This window comes from Ancylobacter sp. IITR112 (genome assembly GCF_041415945.1).
In the GTDB taxonomy this organism is placed as follows: domain Bacteria; phylum Pseudomonadota; class Alphaproteobacteria; order Rhizobiales; family Xanthobacteraceae; genus Ancylobacter.
This window is the reverse complement of sequence record NZ_JBGCUS010000001.1, coordinates 858,964-883,560: the sequence shown is the minus strand read 5'-3', so window position 1 is coordinate 883,560 and position 24,597 is coordinate 858,964. Positions and strand designations below refer to the sequence as shown.

At 67.7% G+C, this 24,597-nt stretch carries 12 protein-coding genes and 1 tRNA gene; 5 read left to right on the top strand and 8 right to left on the bottom strand.

Annotation, left to right across the window (positions count from 1 at the left end; translation table 11 throughout):
- Positions 1 to 35: 35 nt before the first annotated feature.
- A complete protein-coding gene (gene guaB, locus AAC979_RS04000) occupies positions 36 to 1,526 on the bottom strand; it encodes an IMP dehydrogenase (protein ID WP_371345524.1) in 1,491 nt (496 codons plus the stop codon).
- 311 nt (positions 1,527 to 1,837) lie between these two features.
- Here guaB and AAC979_RS03995 point away from each other — a divergent pair, with 311 nt between their 5' ends.
- Positions 1,838 to 3,271 carry an MFS transporter gene (locus tag AAC979_RS03995; RefSeq protein ID WP_371345523.1) on the top strand — a complete coding sequence of 478 codons (1,434 nt, stop codon included), beginning with the start codon at positions 1,838 to 1,840 and terminating at the stop codon, positions 3,269 to 3,271.
- An 85-nt stretch (positions 3,272 to 3,356) separates the two neighbouring features.
- Complete coding sequence (locus tag AAC979_RS03990) at positions 3,357 to 3,770, top strand: hypothetical protein (RefSeq protein ID WP_371345522.1); 414 nt, start codon at positions 3,357 to 3,359, stop codon at positions 3,768 to 3,770.
- Positions 3,771 to 4,106: 336 nt separating this feature from the next.
- Here the strand turns inward: AAC979_RS03990 and AAC979_RS03985 are convergent, their stop codons facing one another.
- The 4 genes from AAC979_RS03985 to AAC979_RS03970 all read right to left on the bottom strand — a co-directional run bounded on the left by AAC979_RS03985 (position 4,107) and on the right by AAC979_RS03970 (position 14,359).
- Positions 4,107 to 4,832, bottom strand: a complete 726-nt coding sequence (locus AAC979_RS03985) for an RlmE family RNA methyltransferase (RefSeq protein ID WP_371345521.1) — start codon at positions 4,830 to 4,832, stop codon at positions 4,107 to 4,109.
- On the bottom strand, positions 4,829 to 5,980 hold the full coding sequence (locus AAC979_RS03980) for a Ppx/GppA phosphatase family protein (RefSeq protein ID WP_371345520.1): 1,152 nt from the start codon (positions 5,978 to 5,980) through the stop codon (positions 4,829 to 4,831). Before AAC979_RS03980 ends, AAC979_RS03985 begins: the two co-directional genes overlap by 4 nt.
- Before the next feature lie 310 nt (positions 5,981 to 6,290).
- Positions 6,291 to 6,830, bottom strand: coding sequence for an invasion associated locus B family protein (locus tag AAC979_RS03975; RefSeq protein ID WP_371345519.1), 540 nt, complete (start codon positions 6,828 to 6,830; stop codon positions 6,291 to 6,293).
- 236 nt (positions 6,831 to 7,066) lie between these two features.
- On the bottom strand, positions 7,067 to 14,359 hold the full coding sequence (locus AAC979_RS03970; protein ID WP_371345518.1) for an autotransporter outer membrane beta-barrel domain-containing protein: 7,293 nt from the start codon (positions 14,357 to 14,359) through the stop codon (positions 7,067 to 7,069).
- Between the two features lie 327 nt (positions 14,360 to 14,686).
- Between AAC979_RS03970 and AAC979_RS03965 the strand changes: the two genes are divergently transcribed.
- A complete protein-coding gene (locus AAC979_RS03965; RefSeq protein WP_371348992.1) occupies positions 14,687 to 15,433 on the top strand; it encodes a recombinase family protein in 747 nt (248 codons plus the stop codon).
- 159 nt (positions 15,434 to 15,592) lie between these two features.
- Here AAC979_RS03965 and AAC979_RS03960 read toward each other — a convergent pair.
- A tRNA-Gln gene (locus tag AAC979_RS03960) sits at positions 15,593 to 15,666 on the bottom strand.
- 682 nt (positions 15,667 to 16,348) lie between these two features.
- Between AAC979_RS03960 and AAC979_RS03955 the strand changes: the two genes are divergently transcribed.
- The gene (locus AAC979_RS03955; RefSeq protein WP_371345517.1) at positions 16,349 to 16,552 is read left to right on the top strand and encodes a DUF1127 domain-containing protein; all 204 of its coding nucleotides are present in this window, start codon (positions 16,349 to 16,351) and stop codon (positions 16,550 to 16,552) included.
- On the opposite strand, the gene pbpC is transcribed toward AAC979_RS03955, so the two are convergent.
- Together pbpC and AAC979_RS03945 are read right to left on the bottom strand one after the other, a co-directional pair.
- Positions 16,539 to 18,662: a penicillin-binding protein 1C gene (pbpC, locus tag AAC979_RS03950; RefSeq protein ID WP_371345516.1), complete on the bottom strand. Its 2,124-nt coding sequence runs from the start codon at positions 18,660 to 18,662 to the stop codon at positions 16,539 to 16,541. The two genes, AAC979_RS03955 and pbpC, sit on opposite strands and share 14 nt — an antisense overlap.
- 36 nt (positions 18,663 to 18,698) lie before the next feature.
- Positions 18,699 to 24,005, bottom strand: coding sequence for an alpha-2-macroglobulin (locus AAC979_RS03945; RefSeq protein WP_371345515.1), 5,307 nt, complete (start codon positions 24,003 to 24,005; stop codon positions 18,699 to 18,701).
- 279 nt (positions 24,006 to 24,284) lie between these two features.
- Between AAC979_RS03945 and AAC979_RS03940 the strand changes: the two genes are divergently transcribed.
- A complete protein-coding gene (locus AAC979_RS03940) occupies positions 24,285 to 24,566 on the top strand; it encodes an acyl carrier protein (protein ID WP_018390121.1) in 282 nt (93 codons plus the stop codon).
- The last annotated feature ends 31 nt before the right edge of the window (positions 24,567 to 24,597 follow it).

Here is a 24,597-nt window from a genome sequence, read left to right as displayed (position 1 = left end):
CCTTCATCGGTGCGGCGCCAGCGGAAAGCCGGCGCTCAGACGGCTCCCGGATAGTTTGGGCTCTCGCGGGTGATGGTCACGTCATGCACATGACTTTCCCGCAGCGAGGCACCGGAAATGCGCACGAACCGCGCCTTCTCGCGGAAGTCCTGCAGCGTCGCGCCGCCGACATAGCCCATGGCGGCACGCAGGCCGCCGGCGAGCTGGTGCAGCACGCCACCGACCGGCCCCTTATAGGCCACCTGACCCTCAATGCCCTCCGGCACCAGCTTCAGCGTGTCCTTCACCTCGGCCTGGAAATAGCGGTCGGCCGAGCCGCGGGCCATGGCACCCACCGACCCCATGCCGCGATACGACTTATAGGACCGGCCCTGGTAGAGATAGACCTCGCCCGGGCTCTCATCCGTGCCGGCCAGCAGCGAGCCGACCATGGCGCAGTCCGCGCCGGCGGCGAGCGCCTTGGCGAGATCGCCGGAGAACTTGATCCCGCCATCGGCGATGACAGGCACATCGCTCTTCTTCGCGGCTTCCACCGCATCGAGAATGGCGGTGAGCTGCGGCACGCCGACACCGGCGACGATGCGGGTGGTGCAGATCGAGCCCGGCCCGATGCCGACCTTGATCGCGTCGGCGCCGGCGTCGATCAGCGCCTGCGTCGCCTCGGCGGTGGCCACATTGCCGGCGAGGATCTGCACGCTGTTGGACAGCGTCTTGATGCGGCTCACCTGATCGAGCACCTTGCGGGAATGGCCATGCGCGGTGTCGACCACGACGAGATCGACGCCGGCCTCGACCAGCAGCTCGGCCCGGCGATAGCCATCCTCGCCCACCGTGGTCGCCGCGCCGACGCGCAGGCGGCCCTGCTCGTCCTTGGCGGCGTTGGGGTTGGTGACGGCCTTCTCCATGTCCTTGACGGTGATGAGGCCGACGCAGCGGCCTTCATCATCCACCACCAGCAGCTTCTCGATGCGGTGCGCGTGCAGCAGGCGCTTGGCCTCGGCCTGGTCGACGCCTTCGCGGACCGTGATCAGCCGCTCCTTCGTCATCAGTTCGGAGATGGGCTGCGCCGGATTGGTAGCGAAGCGAACATCGCGGTTGGTGAGGATGCCGACCAGCTTGCCGCCGCGCCCGTTCGGGCCGCGCTCGACCACCGGGATGCCGGAAATGCGGTGGTTCTTCATCAGCGCCAGAGCGTCGGCCAGAGGCTGGTCGGGATGGATGGTGACGGGGTTCACCACCATGCCGCTTTCGAACTTCTTCACGAGGCGCACATGCTCGGCCTGCACCTCGGGATCGAGGTTGCGGTGGATGACGCCGAGGCCGCCGGCCTGCGCCATGGCGATGGCAAGCCGCCATTCGGTGACGGTGTCCATGGCCGAGGACAGGATCGGGATGTTGAGCGCGATGTTCCGCGTGACGCGCGAGCGTATGTCGACTTCGCCCGGCATGACATCGGAAAGGCCGGGCTTCAGCAGCACGTCGTCGAAGGTGAGCGCTTCCCGCGCGAGGCCGTCATAGACCGACATCGCCAACTCCCGATTAGGGGCAAGGGGAACACGGCTCCCGACCCGCCCGATGGATGGATGAAACGAAACGAACCGGGCCTTTGTGACAGCGCCCGCGCGCTTCGAGTTGGCGAGGGCTCATACCATGGCCTTGTACGCTTTCCTAGGCGTCTATCTCTGTGCAGAACGCAATGCCGATACGCGCCAGGAAGCCCCTGCGTAACCGGCGTGGATGACAGATTTGTGCGTGCATTTGTGGTCGCGGGGGCGCGATTGCGGCGTTATAGCCGGAAAGCTGCTCGTCTCCCCCGCCCGCCATCCCGGAACGGCCCGTGCGCTCCGAACGTCTCGTCCCGCTCATCGTCGCCTGCGCACTGTTCATGGAGCAGCTCGATTCGACCGTGATCGCCACCTCGCTGCCGGCCATCGCCGCCGATCTGCGCGAAGATCCGATCTCGCTGAAGCTGGCGCTGACCTCCTATCTGCTGAGCCTTGCCGTGTTCATCCCCGCGAGCGGCTGGTTCGCCGACCGATTCGGTTCGCGCACCGTGTTTCGCGCCGCCATCGCCCTGTTCACCGCCGGCTCGCTGCTGTGCGGAATGGCGCATTCGCTGCCGGATTTCGTCGCCTACCGCATCCTGCAAGGCATGGGCGGGGCGATGATGGTGCCGGTCGGCCGGCTGGTCATCCTGCGCACTGTACCGAAGGAAGAGCTCGTCTCGGCGCTCGCCTGGCTCACCATTCCCGCCCTGCTGGGGCCGGTGATCGGCCCGCCGCTCGGTGGCTTCATCACCACCTATTTCGACTGGCGCTACATCTTCTTCCTCAACCTGCCGATCGGCATTCTCGGTTTCGCGCTGGTCAGCCGCTTCATTCCGGACATTCGCGAGCCCGATGTGCCGCCCTTCGATCTCAAGGGCATGTTGCTGTCGGGGCTCGGGCTGGCCGGCCTCGTCTTCGGCTTCGCGCTGCTGGGCCAGCACGCCGTTTCGCCTTCCCTTGCGGTCGCGGTCATCGCGGTGGGCGCGGTGGCGATGGCGTTCTACATCCGCCACGCCCGGCGCACGGTGAAGCCGATCCTCGACCTCGCCCTCCTGAAGATCCCCACCTTCTTCGCCGGCGTGGTCGGCGCCTCGCTGTTCCGGGTCGGCATCGGCGCCCTGCCCTTCCTGCTGCCGCTGTTGCTGCAGCTCGGCTTCGGCCTCACCCCCTTCGCCTCCGGCATGATCACCTTCGCCTCGGCGGCGGGGGCGATGACGATGAAATTCACCGCCGCCCCCATCATCCGCGCCTTCGGCTTCCGCCGCGTGCTGGTGGTGAACTGCGTCATCGCGGCGGCGTTCATCGCGGTGGGAGCGCTGTTCCGGCCCGGCATGCCCTATCTCGCGCTGGTGGGCGCGCTGCTGCTGGGCGGCTTTTTCCGCTCGCTGCAATTCACCAGCACCAATGCGCTCTCTTATGCCGACATCCCCGCCGAGGCGATGAGCCGGGCCACCAGCTTCGCCAGCGTGGCGCAGCAGGTGGCGATTTCCACCGGGGTGGCGGTGGCGGCGCTGGTACTGGACGCGCTGCGCGGCTGGCGCGGCGACGGCACCATCGCGCTCAGCGATTTCAGCGTCGCTTTCCTCGTCGTGGCGGGGATCGCAGTGTGCTCGGTGTTCTTCTTCCTCCGCCTGCCGCCCAATGCCGGCGCGGAACTGGCGCAGAGGCGGGTGAAGCCGGCGCAGATGGCCGGACCGCCGGGGGAGATGGGGAGTGCGGGCTGAGGAGAGGGGAGCCTTGATAATATGCTACAAGCCAAGCCGCGCACTATGTGCGATAAAGGCTGCACGGAACGGCGGCGAGGCTCGCATGAGGCGAACTGATTTACAAGGATATGCCCAAGCCAAAATTGATGACGCATGCCTGTTGCTGCAGCACCAGCGCTGGTCAAATGCATATTACTTGGCGGGATACGGTGTCGAACTCGCCCTAAAGGCCTGCATCGCCAAACAGATAGCTGCAGAGACAATTCCTGATAAATCGATTCTCCGAGACGTATTATCCCACCAATATATGAATCTTATCGGCCTTGCTGGATTAAGGGATGAGCTAAAACGTAAGCAAGATTCCAACTCTCATTTCGCTGCAAATTGGGGAATAGCGAATGAGTGGTCACCAGATTCAAGGTATCGCAGCTGCTCTGCTATCGAATCTCAATTACTGATTGAATCCATAACCGACATAGACAACGGAATTATGCAATGGATCAAGCAGTTCTGGTAAAACAGGCCCACGAACTCACACACCTTCTTGATAACACTAGCATCAAGCCCCGCGCAGTGATGTGGGTACACCAACCTGACAGCAACACATGGAAGCTATGGATAACTCCAAATCGGTCAATCAATGATAAACGCGAGTTTTACCGTATAATCGCTGAAACAATATCATCCCATTCATCACAGTTATCGGGACTTGATATAGGAACAACAGAATACATACAAGACAATCATCCTGCAATAAAAGGGATGTCCCAATTTATAAGAATTCCAGATATCGGCAACGCTTACTTCAGCGGCAACAAGTTCAATGAATTCTTCTTGCCAGATGGGATCGTGATTAGGATGAACGTGTAGGGTCTAGTACCCCTCGCCGTCGGAAGCCCGTCGCCACCACATAGAGTTCCGCCGAATCCGCCCGGCTCGCCTGCGGCTTGATGTGACGCACGGCGGTGAAGTCGCGCTTCAGGTCCGCCAGCAACGTGCCTTCCGTGCCGCCCTGAAACACCTTGGCGATGAAGCAGCCGCCAGGCGCCAGCACCTGGCGGGCGAAGTCGATGGCGAGTTCCACCAGCCCGACGATGCGCAAATGGTCGGTCGCCCTGTGCCCGGTTGTGTTGGCGGCCATGTCGGACATGACGAGGTCGGCCTCGCCGCCGAGCATCGCCTTGAGCTGCTCGGGCGCCTCGTCCTTGAGGAAGTCCATCTGGGCGAAGTCGACGCCGGCGATCGGGTCGATCTCCAAAAGGTCGATGGCGACGATCTTGCCGCGCCCCTCCTCCAGCTTCAGCTTCTTCGCCGCGACCTGGCTCCACCCGCCGGGGGCGGCGCCGAGATCGACCACGCGCATGCCGGGCTTCAGGATCTTCAGCTTGTCGTCGATCTCGATCAGCTTGAAGGCGGCACGCGAGCGCCAGCCCTCGCGCTTGGCGCGCGCGACATAGGGATCGTTGAGCTGGCGCTGCAGCCATTTCTGCGAGGAGGAGCTGAGCGAGCGGGCTTTCTTCAGCCGCACCTTGAGCGGCCGTGCCTCACCGCCCTTGCCGGCCTGGGGCTTGTCAATCACGTCGAGGCTCCGGCCCTCGACCGCCACACACCATCGGCACGCATCAGTTCCACCAATATTCCTTCCCGCAGGCCGCGATCGGCGACACGCAGACGGTCGCAGGGAAAGGCCCGGCGCACCGATTCCAAAATCGCGCAGCCTGCCAGTACCAGATCGGCACGTTCAGCGCCGATGCAGGGATTGGCGGCGCGCTCGGCGAAGGGCATGGCCAGCAGCCGGTCGACCACGACCCGCACCTGCTCGGCGCCGAGCCAGGTGCCATCCACCTGCGAGCGGTCATAGCGCGGCAGGTCGAGATGCACACCGGCAATCGTCGTCACCGTGCCGGATGTACCCAAAAGATGCAGCCGGCCGCAATTATGCGGTCCCACCGCCTTCACAAAGCCGGTGAGGTGCGGCGTGAACTCATTGACCATGGCTTCGAAATCGTCGCGTGTCACCTTCACGCCGCCATGGCGCTCGGCCACCGTGACGACGCCGAGCGGCACCGACACCCAGGCGCGGATCACCGCGGCCGGCGGGCCGCCATCGCGGGTTTCCACCCGGTCCAGCCACACCACCTCGGTCGAGCCGCCGCCAATGTCGAAAAGCACCGCCCCATCGGAGGTGGGGTCGACCAGCGGCGTGCAGCCGGAAGCGGCGAGGCGCGCTTCGGTCTCTCGGTCGACGATTTCAAGCTCGAGCCCGGTCTCGCGCCGGACCCGGCTGATGAAGTCCGCGCCATTCACCGCCGAGCGGCAGGCTTCTGTGGCGATCAGCCGGCGGTCGACAATGTGCCGCGCCTCGATCTTCGACGCGCAGACTTTCAGCGCCTCCACCGCACGATCCATCGCCGCCTCGCCGAGGCGGCCGGAGCCGATCAGCCCCTCACCCAACCGGACAATGCGCGAGAAGGCATCCACGACGCGAAACCCGCTGCCGGTGGGGCGGGCGACCAGAAGCCGGCAATTATTGGTGCCGAGGTCCAGCGCGGCATAACAGGGATCCGTGTTGCGCGGACGCGCCGCCGATCGCGCGTCACGGCTGGCCGTACCGGCGGGGGCACCATGGGCCGACCCGGCCTGGCGCGGACGCGCAGAAGGCCTCTCATCGACGGCCGACGTTTCCGCTACCCGCTCTCCGGCCCAAATCTGGGTCTCGTCGACCATTTCAACTTCCCCGGCCGAAGCCGTCGCGCCGGCCCTGCGACACGCAGGGCCAAGCTCGCTTTGTCCATCATCTCGCCTGAAATGTAACATTCACGAGCGCTGGCGCAATCGACTTCATGGCAGCCCGGCGCGGGAGGCGGGGCTCTCCGGGGCGCAGCGACGCGCAGGACAGGCGCCGCAGCTTGCGACGACGGGCGGGACGGAAACGTCGGCCGCCGCGCCCGCATGCTCCGCCGGCCCATCGCCGCCACGCGCCCGGCGGCCGCGTCGAGGCGCGCCGCGGGGCGAGGTGGCGACGCGGGGGAATCACTCAGCCCTTCAGCGCCGGCAGCGCCTGGGCGATGCCGGCCATGGGCAGGTTCACATTGACCGTCTGACCATTGGCGAGGACGAAACTCGCAATGACTTCCTTGGCAGTGAGAAGCTCCTTGCCGAAGGCGTCCTCAAACGGACCGATCGCCTCGCAGCCGCCACGGCCGCAGGAGGCATAGTCGATCTTGCGCGGCTTGCCCTTGCCGATGGTGATCTGCACGCCATCCTTCAGCCGCACGCCGAGCGGGGTGCGCACGAGATAGGTCGGAGCGCCGGCCTTGTCCTGGCCGATCTGCCAGAGCAGCACGGTCTTCTTCGACTTCGATTCCGTCACCTTGAGCGAGGCGACGCAGGTCTTTTTCGAGCCCTTCTCGATGCTGGCGCGGCAGGTCACCACCCAATTGTCGAAGGTGGTGGTTTCCGTGCGCACCGGCGCCTTGGGCCCGGCCGGCGCGGTCTGCGCATGGGCGGCGGACGCGCCGGCGAGAAGGCAGGGAGCCAGCAACAGGGCGGCGGCACGACGAACGAAATGATGCATGGGGTCCTCCGGAACGATCCCGGGCGTGTGGCGAGGATCTCGACACCGTCATGGCACGCCACGGGCTGAAAATCACGGGTCAGTCTTTGCCATTGATCGCGCCGCAAAGCGAGACGCGGCGGAGCGGCGGTGGCGACCGTCGATAAAGCAGGCCGAAAAGCAATGGGCCGACCACGAGGGCCGGCCCAGGCTTGTCGTCCGGCCTGCGGCCGCAGCCGCAGGCCATGTGCCGGTGCTTACCAGCGAACCTTCAGGCCGCCGGTGCCAGCCCAGCCCTGCACGTCGCCGAAATTGTATTCGCCATTGGCGAACAGGGCGACGGTACCATTGAGGTCGGCGGTAAAGCCGAGGCCGGCATTGTACCAGGTGCCGTTGATGTCGCTGGTAAGGACGGTGCCCGCGACATTGGTCTTGTTGTCGCCCAGGAACTCCGACAGCACGTTGAAGGTGGCGTAGGGAGTGATCGTCTGACCGGTGGTCATGACGAAGGTTGACTGCACCTGCAGGCCGAGGCGACCGATCAGCGAGTCCGCATCACCCGGCGTCACATAAGTGCCGATCGAGTCGACATAGGCATCCTGATTGGCGCTGGCATAGGCGAGCTGGGCCTGCGGCTGGATCACCCAGCCGCTCGCGACCTCGAAGCCATAGCCCATCTCGATCGACCCGCCCCACACCGTGGCGTCGGTATTCGCCGTCACATTGCTGGTGGAGGCGATGTCGAGATCGAGCACATCCACCTTGCCGACCACGTCGGTGTAGAAGCCCGCGCCCGGCACCAGGCCGACCTGGCGGAACGAGGCGTAGATACCCGCGTTCCAGCCATTGATGTCCATGGTGGAGCTGCCGCCCCAGGACGTCCAGTCGCCATCCACGTCGACATCCGACCAGCCATAGCCGCCGAACGCGCCGAGGGTGACCCGCCAGTCATTGTAGTCGAAGGTGTAGTCGCCGCCGGCCTGCAGGCCCCAGGTCTGCTGCGAGAAGCCCCAGCCGCCGCTGACATCGTAGCTGAGGTCGGCGCCGCCACCGCGGCCCCACATCTGGAACTTCGGCGCCGGCACCGGCTGATAGGCCGGAGCCTTGGTCACCGGATCAGCCAGATCGGCATTGCGGCCTTCGAGCTGCTCCTGCTGACGCATCTCGCCGAGGCGCTTATAGATCGTGTCCATGCCGGCATAGAAGTGGCGCTGCATGGCCGAGGGCGCGGTCGCGTAGCCGGTCGACTGCGCGCTGTAGCCCGCACGCAGGTACCAGTCGCCGGCGCCCGTGTCCTCAGCGGCCCGGCTGAGCGGCATCTCATTATCCGGGTCCTGGAACAGGCGGTAGGAGAAGGCGCCGGCCATCACTTCCCGCTCGCCGCTGACGGTGTTGCGCGCAAGCTGGAAGGCGTCGTCCGGAGAGGCGCCGCTTTCCGACACATCCACCACCTTGATGCCCTGGCCGAAGCTCGTGCCGGTGTAGATGCCCTGACCCGGATTGGTGTTGTTGACGTAGATGGTCGTCGTGTTGCCGGCGGCGACATTGCCGTTGATGACCAGAATGTCGGTCGGGCTGGCCGCATCGTAGAGATAGGTGTCGATCAGCAGGTTGCCGCCGCCGACATAGTCGCCATTGATGGTCAGGCGGTCGCCGGCCACGTCATCAATGCCATTATGCAGCGCAATGGTGCCCTGGTTGATGAAGGTGGCGGCCGGGAGATCCTCCAGCACCATATTGTCCGTGTCGTGGTAGAGCTCGACCCGGGTGTCATGGACGCTGACCGAGTCACCCGCCACGTCGAGCACGCCGCCGGTCACGGCGAGGTCACCCGCGGCGACGCCGGTGTTGATGGTGCGGTAGCCGAGTTCGCCGTCTTGTGCCCCCTCGAGAACGAAGGTGCCGGTGTCGAGGTCGGCATTGGCGTCCGAGAGGCGCAGATAGGAGGTCGAGTCGACCGCCACCAGCCCGTCGGTACCGCTATTGCCGTTGAAGTTCACCCAGCGCTGGGTGAGCTCGAGATAGGAGCCCTCGGACACGCCGAGCTGCTGGAAGCGCTCGACATCATCCAGCGACAACGTGCTGGCATCGGTGACGATGAGAGTGTCAAAGCCGCGGCCACCGTCAATTTCGCCGTCGATGGAGAAATTGGCGTTGTCGAGACCCGACAGCACGACCAGGTCATCGCCGCTGTCGCCGCGGATGTTGTCGACGGAGATAAAGGTGCCTTCGACATCCGAAGCGGTGATGATGATCTCGTCATCGCCACGGCCGCCGTCGATATCGTCAGCGACGATGCTACCGCCATCGGCGCGGAGAAGGATGAAATCATCACCCGAACCGCCGGAGATATCCTCGACCGCGATCTCGCCGCCGTCACGCGCCCGCAGCAGGATGGCGTCGTCGCCGGCATCGCCGTCAATGTCGTTACCGGAGATTTCGCCACCTTCCGACGCCGACAGGATGATCTTGTCGTCGCCCGACGCGAACCAGCCGCCATCGCCATTGATGTCGTCGAAGCGAACTTCGCCGCCTTCGCTCGCGAACAGGCCGATGAAATCGTCGCCGGAACCGCCGGCGATGTCGTCGGCATTCACGTCACTCCGCCGGTCGCTCGCCGACAGGATGATCCGGTCCTCGCCAGCGCCGCCCGAGATGTCTTCCACCTCGATGTCGCCGCCTTCGCTCGCCCGCAGCACGATGGTGTCGTCGCCGAAGCCGCCGTCAATGTCGTTGCCGCGGATGTCGCCACCTTCCGACGCCGACAGCTTGATCTTGTCGTCGCCGGACGAGAACCAGCCGCCATCGCCCCAGATGTCGTCGAAGCGGATCTCGCCGCCCTTGGTCGCCGTGAGGCCGATCTCGTCGTCACCGGCGCCGCCGGAGATGTCGTCGACGCGGATCTCGCCGCCCTTGGTGGCGATCAGGCCGATCGTGTCGTCGCCGGCATCGCCGTCAATGTCTTCGCCGGAGATCTCGCCGCCCTTGGTGGCCGCGAGCAGGATCGTGTCGTCGCCCGACGCGAACCAGCCGCCATCGCCATTGATGTCGTCGAAGCGAACTTCGCCGCCTTCGCTGGCGAACAGGCCGATGAAATCGTCGCCGCTGCCGCCGGCGATGTCGTCGGCATTCACGTCGCTCCGCCGGTCGCTCGCCGACAGGATGATCCGGTCCTCGCCAGCGCCGCCCGAGATGTCTTCCACCTCGATGTCGCCGCCTTCGCTCGCCCGCAACACGATGGTGTCGTCGCCGAAGCCGCCGTCAATGTCGTTGCCGCGGATGTCGCCACCTTCCGACGCCGACAGCTTGATCTTGTCGTCGCCGAAGGCGAACCAGCCGCCATCGCCATTGACGTCGTCGAAGCGGATCTCGCCGCCCTTGGTCGCCGTGAGGCCGATCTCGTCGTCACCGGCGCCGCCGGAGATGTCGCCGACCCGGATCTCGCCGCCCTTGCTGGCGATCAGGCCGATCGTGTCGTCGCCGGCATCGCCGTCAATGTCCTCGCCGGAGATCTCGCCGCCCTTGGTGGCCGCGAGCAGGATCGTGTCGTTGCCCGACGCGAACCAGCCGCCATCGCCATTGATGTCGTCGAAGCGAACTTCGCCGCCTTCGCTCGCGAACAGGCCGATGAAATCATCGCCGGAACCGCCGGCGATGTCGTCGGCATTCACGTCGCTCCGCCGGTCGCTCGCCGACAGGATGATCCGGTCCTCGCCAGCGCCGCCCGAGATGTCTTCCACCTCGATGTCGCCGCCTTCGCTCGCCCGCAGCACGATGGTGTCGTCGCCGAAGCCGCCGTCAATGTCGTTGCCGGAAATCTCGCCGCCTTCCGACGCCGACAGCTTGATCTTGTCGTCGCCGAAGGCGAACCAGCCGCCATCGCCATTGATGTCGTCGAAGCGGATCTCGCCGCCCTTGGTCGCCGTGAGGCCGATCTCGTCGTCACCGGCGCCGCCGGAGATGTCGTCGACGCGGATCTCGCCGCCCTTGGTGGCCAGCAGCCCGATCGTGTCGTCGCCGTCGCCGCCGGAAATGTCCTCGACGCGCATCTCGGCGCCTTCGCTCGCGAACAGGCCGATGAAGTCATCGCCATCGCCGCCGGAGATGTCCTCGGCCTCGATGTCGCTGCGACGGCCGACCGCCGCCAGCACCAGCACGTCATCGCCGTCGCCGCCGGAAATGTCCTCGACCCGGATATCGCCGCCGTCGGAGGCGAACAGGCCGATGAAGTCATCGCCGCGATTGCCGTCAATGTCGTTGCCGGAAATCTCGCCGCCTTCCGACGCCGAGAGCACGATCACATCGTCATTGCTCGGCCGATAGCGCCGGTCGTCACCGCCACGGCGATCCTCGCTGTCGCCGGAAATGTCGTCGAAGCGGATCTCGCCGCCCTCCGACGCGCTCAGCACGATCAGGTCGTCGCCGTCGCCACCGGAAATGTCGTCGACGCGAATGTCGCCGCCCTTGCTGGCGATCAGGCCGATGGCGTCGTCACCATCGCCGCCGGAAATGTCGTCGACGCGGATGTCGCCGCCCTTGGTGGCCAGCAGCCCGATAGCGTCGTCGCCGTCGCCGCCGGAAATGTCGTCGACGCGCATCTCCGCGCCTTCGCTCGCGAACAGGCCGATGAAGTCATCGCCGTCGCCGCCGGAGATATCCTCGGCCTCGATGTCGCTGCGACGGCCGACCGCCGCCAGCACCAGCACGTCATCGCCGTCGCCGCCGGAGATGTCCTCGACCCGGATATCGCCGCCGTCGGAGGCGAACAGGCCGATGAAGTCATCGCCGCGATTGCCGTCAATGTCGTTGCCGGAAATCTCGCCGCCTTCCGACGCCGAGAGCACGATCACATCGTCATTGCTCGGCCGATAGCGCCGGTCGTCGCCGCCCCGGCGATCCTCGCTGTCGCCGGAAATGTCGTCGAAGCGGATCTCGCCGCCCTCCGACGCGCTCAGCACGATCAGGTCGTCGCCGTCGCCACCGGAAATGTCGTCGACGCGAATGTCCCCGCCCTTGCTGGCGATCAGGCCGATGGCGTCGTCACCATCGCCGCCGGAAATGTCGTCGACGCGGATCTCGCCGCCCTTGGTGGCCAGCAGCCCGATAGCGTCGTCGCCGTCGCCGCCCGAGATGTCGTCGACGCGCATCTCGGCGCCTTCGCTCGCGAACAGGCCGATGAAGTCATCGCCATCGCCGCCGGAGATGTCCTCGGCGTTCACGTCGCTCCAGCGGTCGCTCGCCGACAGGATGATCCGGTCCTCGCCAGAGCCGCCCGAGACGTCTTCCACCTCGATGTCGCCGCCTTCGCTCGCCCGCAGCACGATGGTGTCGTCGCCGAAGCCGCCATCAATGTCGTTGCCGGAAATCTCGCCGCCTTCCGACGCCGCCAGCACGATCAGATCGTCACCCCAGGAGAACCAGCCGCCGTCGCCGGAGATGTTGTCGAAGCTGATCTCGCCGCCCTTGGTGGCAATGAGCCCGATGGCGTCGTCGCCGAAACCGCCGGAAATGTCGTCGACGCTGATTTCGCCGCCCTTGGTGGCAATGAGCCCGATGGCGTCATTGCCGAAGCCGCCGTCAATGTCGTTGCCGGAGATTTCGCCGCCCTTGGTGGCCGCCAGAACGATCAGGTCGTTGCCCGACGAGAACCAGCCGCCATCGCCCGAAATGTCATCGAAGCGAACTTCGCCGCCCTCGCTCGCCAGCAGGCCGATGAAATCGTTGCCCGAACCGCCGGAGATGTCGTCGGCGCTCACATCGCTCCACCGGCCCGTCGCGGCGAGCAGGATCGCGTCGTTGCCCGAGCCGCCGGAAATGTCGTCAACACGGACATCGCCGCCGAGCGCAGCGCCGAGGACGATCAGGTCATTGCCGTCATCGCCGCTGATGTCATCCACGCGCACCTCGCCGCCGAGCGCGGCACCCAGGGCGATCAGGTCGTTGCCGTCATTGCCGCTGATGTCGTCCGCGCGCACCTCGCCGCCCAGCGCCGCGCCGAGCAGAATGATGTCGTTGCCATCACCGCCATCGACATCGTCCACGCGGACTTCGCCGCCGAGCGCAGCGCCGAGGGCGATCAGGTCGTTGCCATCGCCGCCGCGAATGTCGTCGAGGCGAACCTCACCGCCGCGCAGCGCACCGACGGCGATGACGTCATTGCCCGTCATGCCGTAGATATCGTCGCCGCGAACCTCGCCACCCTTGTCCGCATAGACGAACAGGTAATCGTTATCACCGTTCTCGCCGAAGAAGTCGTCACCGCGAATATCGTCGAAACGAACTTCGCCACCTTCGGTGGCACCCACGACGATCAGGTCGCTGCCGCCATTGCCCTCGATGTCGTCGGCGAACACGTCGCTGCGCCGGCCGGAGGCGGTGATGAAGATCTTGTCGTCGCCATGCGCGTCGGCGACACCGTCGCCCTTGACATCGCCGACAAAAACATCGCCGCCATCTTCGGCCAGGATGCTGATCGTGTCATGGCCGTTCTCGCCCATGACGTCGCCCTTGACCCAGACGTCGGCCTTTGAGCCCGAGGCAATCAGGCTGAGGGAGTCGCCGCTGCGACCGCCGAGAACATCGCCACCGATCTCGACATCGCCGCCGTCAAAGGCCGCAATGTTGATGGTGTCGTCGCCATTGTCGCCGCGCACGCTGCCGTCGATCTTGACAAGGCCGCCGCCGGAAACCTCGGTGTTGCCGGCGACAATGTCGATGGTGTCGTCATTGTCGGTCTCGTTGTCGCCCGAGCCGCCATAGACATTGCCCTTGATGTAGATCTCGGCGCCGGCGGTGGCGGCGATATTGATGTCGTCCTTGCCGGTCTCGCCCATCACCGATCCGTCGATGGTGATGTCCTGCAGCGAGGCATTGGTGATGTTGATCGTGTCGGAGCCGGCGCCGCCAAGGATGTTGGCCGTTCCGTCGATACCGCCCGTCTCGATGGTGGTCGCGACCTGGTCCGAGGCGGTCACATTGATGATGTCGTCGCCATCGCCGCCGTCGATATTGCCCTGAAACAGCGAGACGGTGCCCGTCCCCGAGATGAGGGTGCCGCCACCGAAGGTGATGACGTCGTCATCGCTGTCGCCGTCGATCGTACCCTTGATGTAGATCGAGCTGCTGTAGGGTTCCGTGGCGTCCGGCGCGATTGTGATGGTGTCGTTACCGGCCTTGCCATTCACATTGCTGTAGCCGGTAGCCTTGTCATACCAGGAGTAATTGCCACCGACGATCTCGATGGTGTTGTCCTTGCCGTTGCCCTCGATGTTGCCATCCGTGGGAACGGGGTTGTTGTCGCAGAACCAGCTTCCTGCGCTCGGCGTCTCGGTGCAGCTGGCCGGGGACGAGGAGTCGGCGTCAGCGCGGGAGGGGGACAGCATGACAGCCGCCGCCAGCATCGCCGCCACGGCGACGCCGGACACCGAGCCGAACAGCACGCCCTTGCGATGATCGACAATGACGGACGCGGATGCACGAACTTCGTTGCGACGCACGAAGCCGTTCGCGGCGCGCGCAGCACCACGCACCCTGGCAATTTTTCTCGCCATGAATTCCCCCGATTCCCCAATTTGCAGGCGGTGATCCCGCCCGATCCGCGACGGCGCCGGTACCCGCATGGCCGGCACGCCACGATTCGGAGGCAAACTAGTTCAAGAATCGGAGGGACTGCAACCGACCCTTATTTCATAAAGGTTTGCGTAATTTGAGGTAAGAAATCTCCATTCCGGATGATGCCGCTCTTTTTCCTTTCCAAAATGGATGGAATTTCAACCATTTCGTAACCACACCAGGGTGGGGTCCGCCGCTCTCAAAAATCACGCTAAATGATTGCATTCGCTGACAACCACACGTCGGCATAGCGGTTCTTGGCGACCGTGCTATTTTTGCTACGCATCAGGGGAGGCCAGCGGCTCGATCGGAGTGGTTCCGAGCGAGGGTTCTCGTGTTTGAGAACGCCCGGCCTGCGGGGAATTATGCTTGTCGGTTATTGTCTCGTAGAATCCGAAGGCGGGGGAAACACCCGCCCGGCACCCGACTCCATGTTCCATTCCGGCCGCGACGCGCTGCCCGCCGGCAGCGGGGATCCGGACGCGCCGGAGGCCGTCGCGCTAAGGGCGCTCGGCTGCGAACAGGTCTTCAGCGATATTGATGATGATCGCCGCATCGACCGGCCCGGGCTGCGGGCGGCGCTGGATTTTGTCCGCATTGGCGATGTGCTCGCGGTTCCGGCGCTCAATCATCTCGGCGCGGATGTCGAATCGGTGGTGCGCATCGTCGCGTCCCTCAGCAAAAGGGGTGTAACGATCCAGTTGGGCCAGATGCCGATGGACATGATGATCCCGTCCGGGGAAGCGCTCGCCTTCGCCTGCCGCGCGCTCGCCCAACTCAGCGAGCCGCCTTCAATGCCGACGACGGCGAATGGCGGGCCGCGGCGGCGGGGACGCCCGCAATCGCTGTCGAACAAGGACATCGCCAAGGCGCATCGCCTGCTGGCGAGCGGCAGCCCGGTGCCGGATGTCGCGCGCGCGCTCGGCGTCTCCCCGGCGACGGTCTACCGCATCTTTCCGCGCCGCCCGCCCAAATCGGAGCATCCCGACGACAGCGACGGCACCGGCGGCTGAGCCGGGCGACGCCAAGGGGTGGCGCGAGGGGCCGCCGGGGGCGGGCGTGCCGGCAGCCGATCGGCCGGACAGGCGCCGCGGCTGGCGCGCGGCACGGGCGCGCCCGGCGGGAGCCGGCGCCCATGCCCATCAGGGCGGCGGATGTCATGGGAGAAGTGGTGGCTGGGGGACCAGGATTCGAACCTGGACTAACGGAGTCAGAGTCCGCAGTTCTACCGTTAAACTATCCCCCACCGGGTCGCCGCAGGCGGCGCTTTCCGGGGCCTTCCGCGGCGACAGCGTGTGTCGGGGCGCGGGGGCAGCGGCAGTGGCGCGCTCTATAGACGCTCCCGCCGGCGCGGTCTACCCCCTCCCGCGGAAGTTTCCACCGCGCCCGTCGCGCCGGGACGCCGCCGGCGCGACGCGACGGGACGCCCTGCCAGGCGCGCCAGGCCTGCGCAGGGCGGGCGCTGGCTGGTGCAGGCCCGATGCGGCGGCAGCGGTGACGGCGGTTCGCCGCCGCAACGCCCGCGAAAATCCGTGCTCGGAGCGGACGCTGCCCGCTATCGCCAGGCAGGCGCCCGGAGCCGCAGCGATTCGCGCCGCCGCTGCGGCGCGCCGGGCCCGCACCGCCGCGCCGGTTCGAGGAGTGCCGACGGGAACGCGCCGTGCCATCGGTGTGTGTGAGGCGGCGGCACCGCCGCCCCCTTCGCGCATGGCTCGCCCAGCAAAAAAGAGGACCGGACGGCAATCAGCGGCTGGCTTTCCTCGGCCTCTCGGCCATTTTGGTTGAAACCTTAGCCAGACCTCCACGCAGGGCCCGTTCCACCGCCCCGACCAGGCATGCGCGCCCCTCAGTGCTGCCATGCAGCATTTCGTCTTTTGCGTTGCGGTAGAGCGTCTATATTCCTGGCATACAGAATACAGGAGCCAGAGATGACCACCACCACCCTGAACCACACCTCGTCCGATTTCTTCTCGCGCTTCGTCGAAGGCGTCACCAGCTTCTTCGAAGCTCTCGGCGAAGGTCGCCGCATCGCCCAGCGCTATGAGGCCCTGTCGCGCCTGTCCGACGCCGCTCTCGCCAAGCGTGGCCTGACCCGCCAGGACATCGCCCGCGCCGCCGTCAACGGCCGTTGAGACGTCCCTTCTGAGCGGCCCCTTCCTCATCGGCCGCTCCGCGAATACGCAAGGTGACGCTGTCGGATGATCCCGCAGCGTCCATGACGGTCAGACGCACGAAGCCCGCGCCCGCCGGCCGCCAGAACCATGTGGCGGCCCCGGCGGGCTGGCCGCCGGGCACGCCGTCGACGAAAACCGTCAGCTTTCCGGTCCCGCCGCTCACCTTCAGAACCAGCGGCTCGTCGCCCTCCCTCTCCAGGCTGGCGCCATCGGGCGGAAACGCGATTCTAGGCCCTCCCTCCGAGCCCCCCTGCCCCGACGCCCGCCCGAAAAACCGGAGCGGCGGCGGCAATTGCGCGTTCTTCGCCTCAATCGCCTCGCGCGGCGCCGGTGCGAAGGGCGCCGGCCGCGTCACCAGCCGGGCGAAGGCCTCGAACAGGATCGGCGCCGCCGCCTCGCGCCCGATCATGCCCGGCACCGGCTGGCCGTCCGGCCGCCCCACCCACACGGCGATGGTCCGCCGCCCGTCGAACCCCACCGCCCAGGCGTCGCGATAACCGAAGGACGTGCCGGTCTTGAAAGCGATGCGCCCCGCGCGCTCATTGCGCGGCGCCGGCGTGCCGGCGAGCGACTGCGCGAGATAGGCCGCCGCCACCGGGCTCATCAGTTCGCGCGTCCCGTCGGGACCGGAGGCGGCGCCGTCCAGCCGCTCGCGCAGCGCCTGCGCCCGCCCGCCATTGGCGATGCCGGCATAAAGGCCGGCCAGCGCGTCGAGGCTCATGCCGACACCCCCCAGCCCCACCGCCAGCCCCGGCACTTCGCCGGGTGGCAGCTTCAGCGCGAAACCGGACTGGCCGAGCCGGCTGGCGAGGCGCTGCGGCCCCACCGCCTGCAGCAGCACCACCGCCGGCACATTGAGCGACAATTGCAGCGCCTGCCGCACCGAGACCGTGCCCTGATAGTCGCGGTCGAAATTGCGCGGGCGATAGGCGCCGAAGCGCGCCGGCCGGTCCTCGATCAGCGTCTCGGGATGGGCGATGCCGTCCTCGAAGGCGAGGCCGTAGATAAACGGCTTCAGCGTCGAGCCGGGCGAACGTATGGCGCGCGTCAGGTCCACCGCCCCGGCGCGGGTGGCGTCCAGCGGGTCGGCGCCGCTCACCCGGGCCAGCACCTCGCCGCTGGCATTGTCGACCATGACCAGCGCTAGCGACACGCCGGTGCCGAGCTCGCGCACCCGCTCCGCGGCCAGTTCCTCCAGCCGCGCCTGCGCGGAGCCGTCGATGGCGAGATCGTGCCGCTGCAAGGCCGGCTGCTGGCGCCGCGCCTCCTCCGCCGCGTGCGGAGCGAGCTTGGGCAGATCGAGCCGGCCGCCCGGAGCGGCGGCGCGCAGGGCGTACTCCACTTCCGCCGGGCCGAACAGCCCCGCTTCGCCCAGTCGGGTCAGCACCTTTTCCCGCGCCCGCGCCGCCCGCTCCGGGAAACGGTCGGGTCGGCGCGATTCCGGCGCCTGCGGCAGCGCCACCAGCAGCGCCGCCTCGGCGAGAGAGAGCCGGCGCGGCTCCTTGCCGAACCAGGCGAGGCTCGCCGCCCGCACGCCCTCGATATTGCCGCCATAAGGCGCGAGGGTGAGGTAGAGCGCGAGGATCTCGTCCTTGCTCAGCCGCGCTTCAAGCTGGATGGCGCGGCGCATCTCGGCGAGCTTGGCGCCGAGCTTGGCTTTGAGCCCGCGGCCCTCGCGCGGTTCCAGCAAGCGCGCCACCTGCATGGTGAGGGTGGAGCCGCCGGAGACGATACGCCCATGCCGCAGCATCTGCCCGGCCGCCCGCAGCAAAGCGAGCGGATCGACCCCGCCATGCTCGAAGAAGCGCTTGTCCTCATAGGCGATCAGCATGTCGCGGAAGCGCCGGTCGATGTCGCGCGTCTGCGCCGGCAGCCGCCAGCGCCCGTCCGGCAAGGCGAAGGGACGCAGCAGACGGCCCTCGCGGTCGCGCACCTCCACCGAGAGCGCGAGAAGGGGCGGCGGCGGCGCGCTCGCCCGCACGCCGGCAAGCCAGGCATACGAGCCCCCGCCCAGCAGCATTGCGCCGAGCAGCGCGAGGGCGCCGGCGCGTTGCAGAACCGGTCTCATCGGGCTGGCCTCACCGCGCGCGACTCCCCCGTCCTCTCATCGCGCCGGCCCCGTCACCTCGGTCTGGCCGGCGCTGGTGCGGGCGAAGCGGCCGGGGCGGTACATGTCCTCGACGATGGCCGGGGGATGGGCGTAGCGGCCAGGCGAGACCGCGCGCACGATATAGGCCACGCGCAGTAGGCCCGGTTCCTCCCCGCCCTGGGTGCGGTCGAAGGCGGCGGCGAAGAAGGCGTCGCGGAACTCCGCATGGTCGGGCTGCGAGGTATCGCCCAGCCAGGCCAGTGCCCCGGTGTCGGCGCCCACCGCCAGCGCCGGATTGTCGATCTCGAAGCCGGCGGGCAGATGGTCGACGAGGAGCACATGGCTGGGCCCGGCCTCCTCTTCCGTCGCCTCCAGCACCACGACGAGGCGCTGGTTCTGCGCCACCTTGGCGGGATCGGCGGGGACGCCGGCCAGCGTGTAATAGCTGCGCGTCAGGGTGAAGCCATCCGCCGCCGCCGGCTCCGGCGCCACCGGCGGGCCGTCGATGGACACCGCGACATCCAGCGGGGCGATGCCGCGATTGGTGAGGATGATCGGCTTGGCGAGTTCCTGCGGCGTCAGGCTGCGCTCATAGAGGCCGGTATGCGCCCGGCCGTCGATGTCGAGCGCGATGCCCTTGCCCTCGCGCAGCGCGCGGGCGGCGAGCAGCAGCCATGCGTCTTCCTGGGTCGAGGTGGGACCCGCCTCGACAAAGGCAGTGGCGACGCGCTGGCGCGCGGTGCGGGCGGTGGCGGTGAAGCCGGCTTCCGAGGCGAGCGTCGCCACGCCGGCGGCGTCGCGCAGGATGGAGCCGAAATCCGGCCGGCCGGTGGTCAGGGTCTCCGAGGCGTCGGGGAGAATCTCCAGCGCCGCGTTGAACACCTTCTCCGCCCGCCCCTTGTCGCCGAGCATGGCGAGCGCCGCGGCGAGCTGGCCGCGTGCCATGGCGCTGGTCACCGCGTCGAGCTTGGCGTCGGCGACATAGCGCAGGTCGCCCAGCGGCGCCCGCCCGTTGCGCGCCAGCACATAGATGGCATAGGCGGCGCCGTCATCGGTGGCGCCATCGCCGGCATAGGCCAGCGAATTGCGCAGCCGGTCGAGAGCGAGGGTGAAGGGCTGTTCCGGCACGGCGTGGCCGCGCTCGCGCGCCCGGGTGAGGAAGTCACTCACATAGGCGTCGAGCCACAGATCGTTGCCGCCCGCATCCCACAGGCCGAAGGAGCCGTCCGAACCCTGCCGGGCAATGAGCCGGGCGATGGCGTTGCGGATCGTCTCCGCCGGGTCCTTGGTCAGGCGGAAGCGCTGCGGCGGGCCGAAATCGCTGAGATAGAGCAGCGGCAGCGCCCGGCTTGTGAGCTGTTCGGAACAGGCGAAGGGGTAGCGGTCAAGTGCGCCGATCAGCGCCGGCACATCGAAGGCCGGGTCGAGCCCGGCGGAAACGCTGACCCCACCCCGTCCCGGCACGAGGTCCGCCACGAGATCGGCGCTGAGCGTCAGCGCCGCCCCCGGCGCCAGCGTTTCCACACTGCGGCGGGAGATGGCGGGATAGGCCGGGCGGACATTGAGCGCATAGTCGCGCGTGATCGCCAGACCGCCCGGACCCGACAGCCGCACCGAGACCCTCGCCTCGCCAATGCCGGCGCCGTCCATCTGCACGGCGAAGGACTGGCGCGCCCCCTTGGCGAGCGGCACCGTCTTCGGCGCGCTGGCCACCGTCAGCGGACCGTCGGTGACGATCTCCAGCGCATAATCGCCCGCCTCGCCGTCGACATTGTCGAGGGCGAGATTGAGCGTCGAGCGGTCGCCAGCGGCGAGGAAGCGCGGCAGGGTGGCGGTGATGACCACGGGGTCGCGGATCACCACATCGCCCTGCGCATGGCCGACCGCCGCGCCGGACCATGCCACCGCCATCAGCCGGCCGGTGCCGTCGAAGGGCGGCAGGGTGAAGTCGATGGTGCCCCGGCCCTGTGCGTCGAGCTTCACCAGCCCGGAGAACAGGGCGAGCGGCGGCTGCGTCGGCGGCTCGGCCTGCAGGCCCATATCCATGGCATCGCCGCCGGCGCGCAGCCGCCCGCGGCTGCCGAGCATGCCGTCGATGAGCTGGCCGTAGAAGTCGCGCACCTGCGTGCCCAGCGCCCGCTGGCCGAGATAGAAGCCATCCGGGTCCGGCGCCTTGAAGCCGGTGAGGTTGAGAATGCCGACATCGACCAGAGCGAGCGTCACATAGGCTTCGCCCTGGCCATTGCCCGCCACCTCGACCGGCACGGACAGCGTCGTCTCCGGCCGGGCGAGCGCGGGCGCGCCCAGCTTCACCGCCAGCACCCGCTCGGCGCGGTCGACGCCGAACCAGGCGAGACCGATGGCGCGGCCGGGATTGCGGCCAGCCGCCACGTCGAGCGGACGGTGCAGGAAGGCGAGCGCATAGGCGCCCGGCCCCCAGCCGGCGGCGACCTTGAAGTCGACCGCGTTGTCGCCGGCCTTCACGTCAAGCGTCTTCGCCGCCAGCACGCCGTCGCCGACGATCAGCACGGTGGCCGAGCCGGCATAGCGGCTGGTGAGGTTCACCTTCAGCGTGTCGCCGGCGGCGTATTGCGCCTTGTCGAGGCCCACTTCCAGCCGGTCCGGTGCGTCGGCGGTGGCGCCGCCGCCCCAGCCGGCATCGAAGGAGATGGCGGTAGCGAGCGTGCCATCGGTCACTTCCAGCCGATAGCGGCCCCAGGCGACGGGCACGCTGAGACGCGCCGGCGCGCCGGCGGTCAGCTCGACCGCGCCGTCCGCGACCTTGGCCACCGATTCGACCGGCTCGAAGTCCCAGTTGCCGCCGAGGCGGTACCATTGATAGCGGGTTTCGATGCGGTAGAGCGCCCAGTGCGCGCCCTTCAGCGCCACGGGCTGGCCGGCGGCGTCGAAGCCCTGCACCTCGAAGCCGGCCGTGCCATTTTCGCCCGGCCCCGCCTTGTCGAACAGCGGCTTGACGCCGATGCCGGTGCCGGCGGGCTGCACCGGCAGCACCAGCGAGCGGCGCACCGCCCGCCCGGCGCCCTCGTTCAGCCCGACGAAGATTTCCGCCTCCAGCGGCCGCGCCGTGGCCGGCAGGGTCGGCAGCAGCACGGAAAGGCTCGCCTTGCCCTGCGCATCCGTCACCGGCGCGTCGGCCAGCGGCTGGCGCACGGGCGTGAAGCCGTCGTCAGTGCGGCCGAAGCGCCAGCCCGGCAGGCCCGGGCGAGACTCGGCGACGCGCACCTCGATCTCCGCGTCGATATCGAGCCCGGCCGCCGGCGGGCCGAACAGCCAGCGCCCATCCGCCGCCACCGTCACCGGCGCGTTCGGCGCGATCGCGGTCGCGGTGGTGGAGAGGTCGAGCGCCAGCCGCTCGGGCACATAGTCCTCAAGCAGGAAGGTGGTGGACCCCACCGGCGCGCCGCGCGGATCGACATAGGCCTCGACCCGCCAGGTGCCGGTCATGGCGTCGCCCATCAGCGCATAGGTGACGGTGCGCCCGCCCGCGCCCTGGTCGGCGACCAGTTCGCGGCGTTCCTCCACGCCGTCCGGCCGCTTGAAGATCACGGTGAGCGGCACGCCCGTCGCCGCCGCCACCTGCGGGCTGCGCAGCAGCGCGGTGACGTGGACCTGCTCGCCGGAACGGTAGACGCCGCGCTCCGTGGTCACGAAGGCATCGAAGCGCTCCGGCGCCGCGCGCCCGCCGACGCCGCGATCGGTGAGGTCGAAAGCCTGGTCGGCGAGAGAGAGGAAAGCATAGTCGCCCTCCTTGGCCTGGGCGACGATCACCGCCGGGGCGAAGCCCTCCTTGCCGCGCATCAGCCCGGCATCGAAGGCGGCGCTGCCGCTGGCATCGGTCCGGGCGGTGGCGAGCACGTCGTTGGATTTGGCGAGCAGGCGCAGTTCCACCCCTTCCAACGGCTGCGCGGTGCCGAGCGCGCGCACCAGCACGGTTAGCCCATTGCTGCCGGACAGGGCGGTGAGGCCGAGATCGGAGACAACGAACCACTGCGTCGCGCGCGACTGCCACTCGTCATTCGGGTCGGCGGCATCGCCACCCGGACGGGCGGCGAGCACATAGACGCCGGGCGCCAGCGTCTTCACCGCCTCGTCGACGGGGAAGGAGGTGGTCACATCCTCATTGAGCGGGGAAGCGGTCTCCAGCTCGCCCTTGAAGATGAGTTCCGCCTTGCCGTCCTTCAGTTGCTGCAGGTCATAGCCGCCGAGGTCGCGGCGGAACTCGCCGTCAATGGCGGTGGGGATCAGGCTGCGGTCGCCGATGCGGTAGAGATCGACCGCCACGCGCGAGGTATTGACCGAGACGACCGGAATGCCACGCGGGCCGGTGCGCGGCAGCACATAATTGCGGCCGGTGAAGCGCACGCCCGGCTTGCGGTCGCGCACATAGATGGTGAGTTCGGAAGCGGCGGCGAGCGGCTCGGCGGCAATGGAGGACGGCAGCCCGGCGCGCAGCGTCACGTCATAGCTCTCGCCATGCTTCAGCCCCTCGACGCAGAGCTGGCTCTCCTCCGCCGTCACCGCCGGCTTGTCCACCGGGCCCTGCGGCCCGCGCAGCGTCACATAGGCGGAATAGTCCTTGCCGCCCTTTACCAGCGGTTCGGAGAACTGCACGCAGATGCGCGGGTTGGAGGCATCCGAATCGACGCTGTAGTCGAGAATGCGGAAGCCGCGCTCCTCGCGCAGCTTGTCGTAGAAGGCGCGCTGCTCGGGCACGTCGACATAGGTGAGGCCGGTGGCGAGCGTGTCGAGCGCCGGGCGCCAGAGCGAGCGCTGGTCATAGAGATGGCCGATGGCGAATAGCGCGTCCGCCTGCTGCGCCTTGGTCGTCGCGGCGCGATAGGCGAGGAAGGCGGCGGCCTGCGCCCGCTCCAGGAAGGTGTCGGCGCTCTCGTCGTCGTTCGGCTTGATGCGCGAGAGGCGCTGCCACAGCGCGGCGTCGCCGGGGTTCGCCTGCGCCAACTTGCCATAGAGATCGGCGGCGGTGCGCGCATCCCCGGCGGCGAGCGCGGCGTCGGCATCCTTGCGCAACTGGGCCGCGGGCTTGGGCAGCGGGCCGCGCTCGCGCTGCAGCAGCGCCTGCAGCCGGCGCGCGGCCTCGACGAGTTCCTGCGGCGCATAGGTCTTCGGCAGCGCATCGGGGGCCGGCTTGGCCGGGGCAGCAGCCGTCGGCGTGGCGGCAGCCGGCTTCGACGCCGCGGGCTTCGGCGCCTGCGCCACGGCCGGCCCGGTCAAAGACAGCGCGAGGAGCGAAAGCGCCGCCCCCTTTCCGAGCCATGAAAAGGCCGAAGTAAACGGGTTCATGACGCCTGCTCCGCAACTTTACTATCCACCGACGCGGGCGACGATAGGACGAATCCGGTCACGTCGCCATGACGGCGCGCCGCCCCCGTGCGCATCGCGCTGGACAGGCCGCGGCGGCAGGGATGTCACACTGCCGAGGATTGCCGTGCCGGCGCCATTGAATCGCCCCTCGCGCTTAGGTATACGGGCCGACATCCATTCGGGGGCCTGCGACGCGGGAGCGCCGGGCGAACCCATTCAACTGTGGCCGGACGCGGCTGCCGAGATCAGAGGCCTTTCATGTCGACCACGTTCGAGACCGTTGCCAACATCATTGCCGAAACGTGCGACATCCCGCGCGAGAACATCACGCCGGAGAGCCACGCGATCGACGATCTCGGCATTGACAGCCTTGACTTCCTCGACATCGCCTTCGCCATCGACAAGGCGTTCGGCATCAAGCTGCCGCTGGAAAGCTGGACGCAGGAAGTGAACGAGGGCAAGGCGACGACCGAGCAGTACTTCGTTCTGAAGAATCTGTGCGCGCGTATCGACGAGCTGATCGCCGCCAAGTCCGCCTGACCGGCGGAAGGACGACGTACAAGCGGGACGG

Excerpts from the sequence above, each read along its gene's own strand:
- guaB (WP_371345524.1), bottom strand. The coding sequence starts at position 1,526 with ATGTCGGTCTATGACGGCCTCGCGCGGGAAGCGCTCACCTTCGACGAC.
- AAC979_RS03990 (WP_371345522.1), top strand. The coding sequence starts at position 3,357 with ATGAGGCGAACTGATTTACAAGGATATGCCCAAGCCAAAATTGATGAC.
- AAC979_RS03980 (WP_371345520.1), bottom strand. The coding sequence starts at position 5,980 with ATGGTCGACGAGACCCAGATTTGGGCCGGAGAGCGGGTAGCGGAAACG.
- AAC979_RS03975 (WP_371345519.1), bottom strand. The coding sequence starts at position 6,830 with ATGCATCATTTCGTTCGTCGTGCCGCCGCCCTGTTGCTGGCTCCCTGC.
- AAC979_RS03970 (WP_371345518.1), bottom strand. The coding sequence starts at position 14,359 with ATGGCGAGAAAAATTGCCAGGGTGCGTGGTGCTGCGCGCGCCGCGAAC.
- AAC979_RS03955 (WP_371345517.1), top strand. The coding sequence starts at position 16,349 with ATGACCACCACCACCCTGAACCACACCTCGTCCGATTTCTTCTCGCGC.
- pbpC (WP_371345516.1), bottom strand. The coding sequence starts at position 18,662 with ATGAGACCGGTTCTGCAACGCGCCGGCGCCCTCGCGCTGCTCGGCGCA.
- AAC979_RS03945 (WP_371345515.1), bottom strand. The coding sequence starts at position 24,005 with ATGAACCCGTTTACTTCGGCCTTTTCATGGCTCGGAAAGGGGGCGGCG.
- AAC979_RS03940 (WP_018390121.1), top strand. The coding sequence starts at position 24,285 with ATGTCGACCACGTTCGAGACCGTTGCCAACATCATTGCCGAAACGTGC.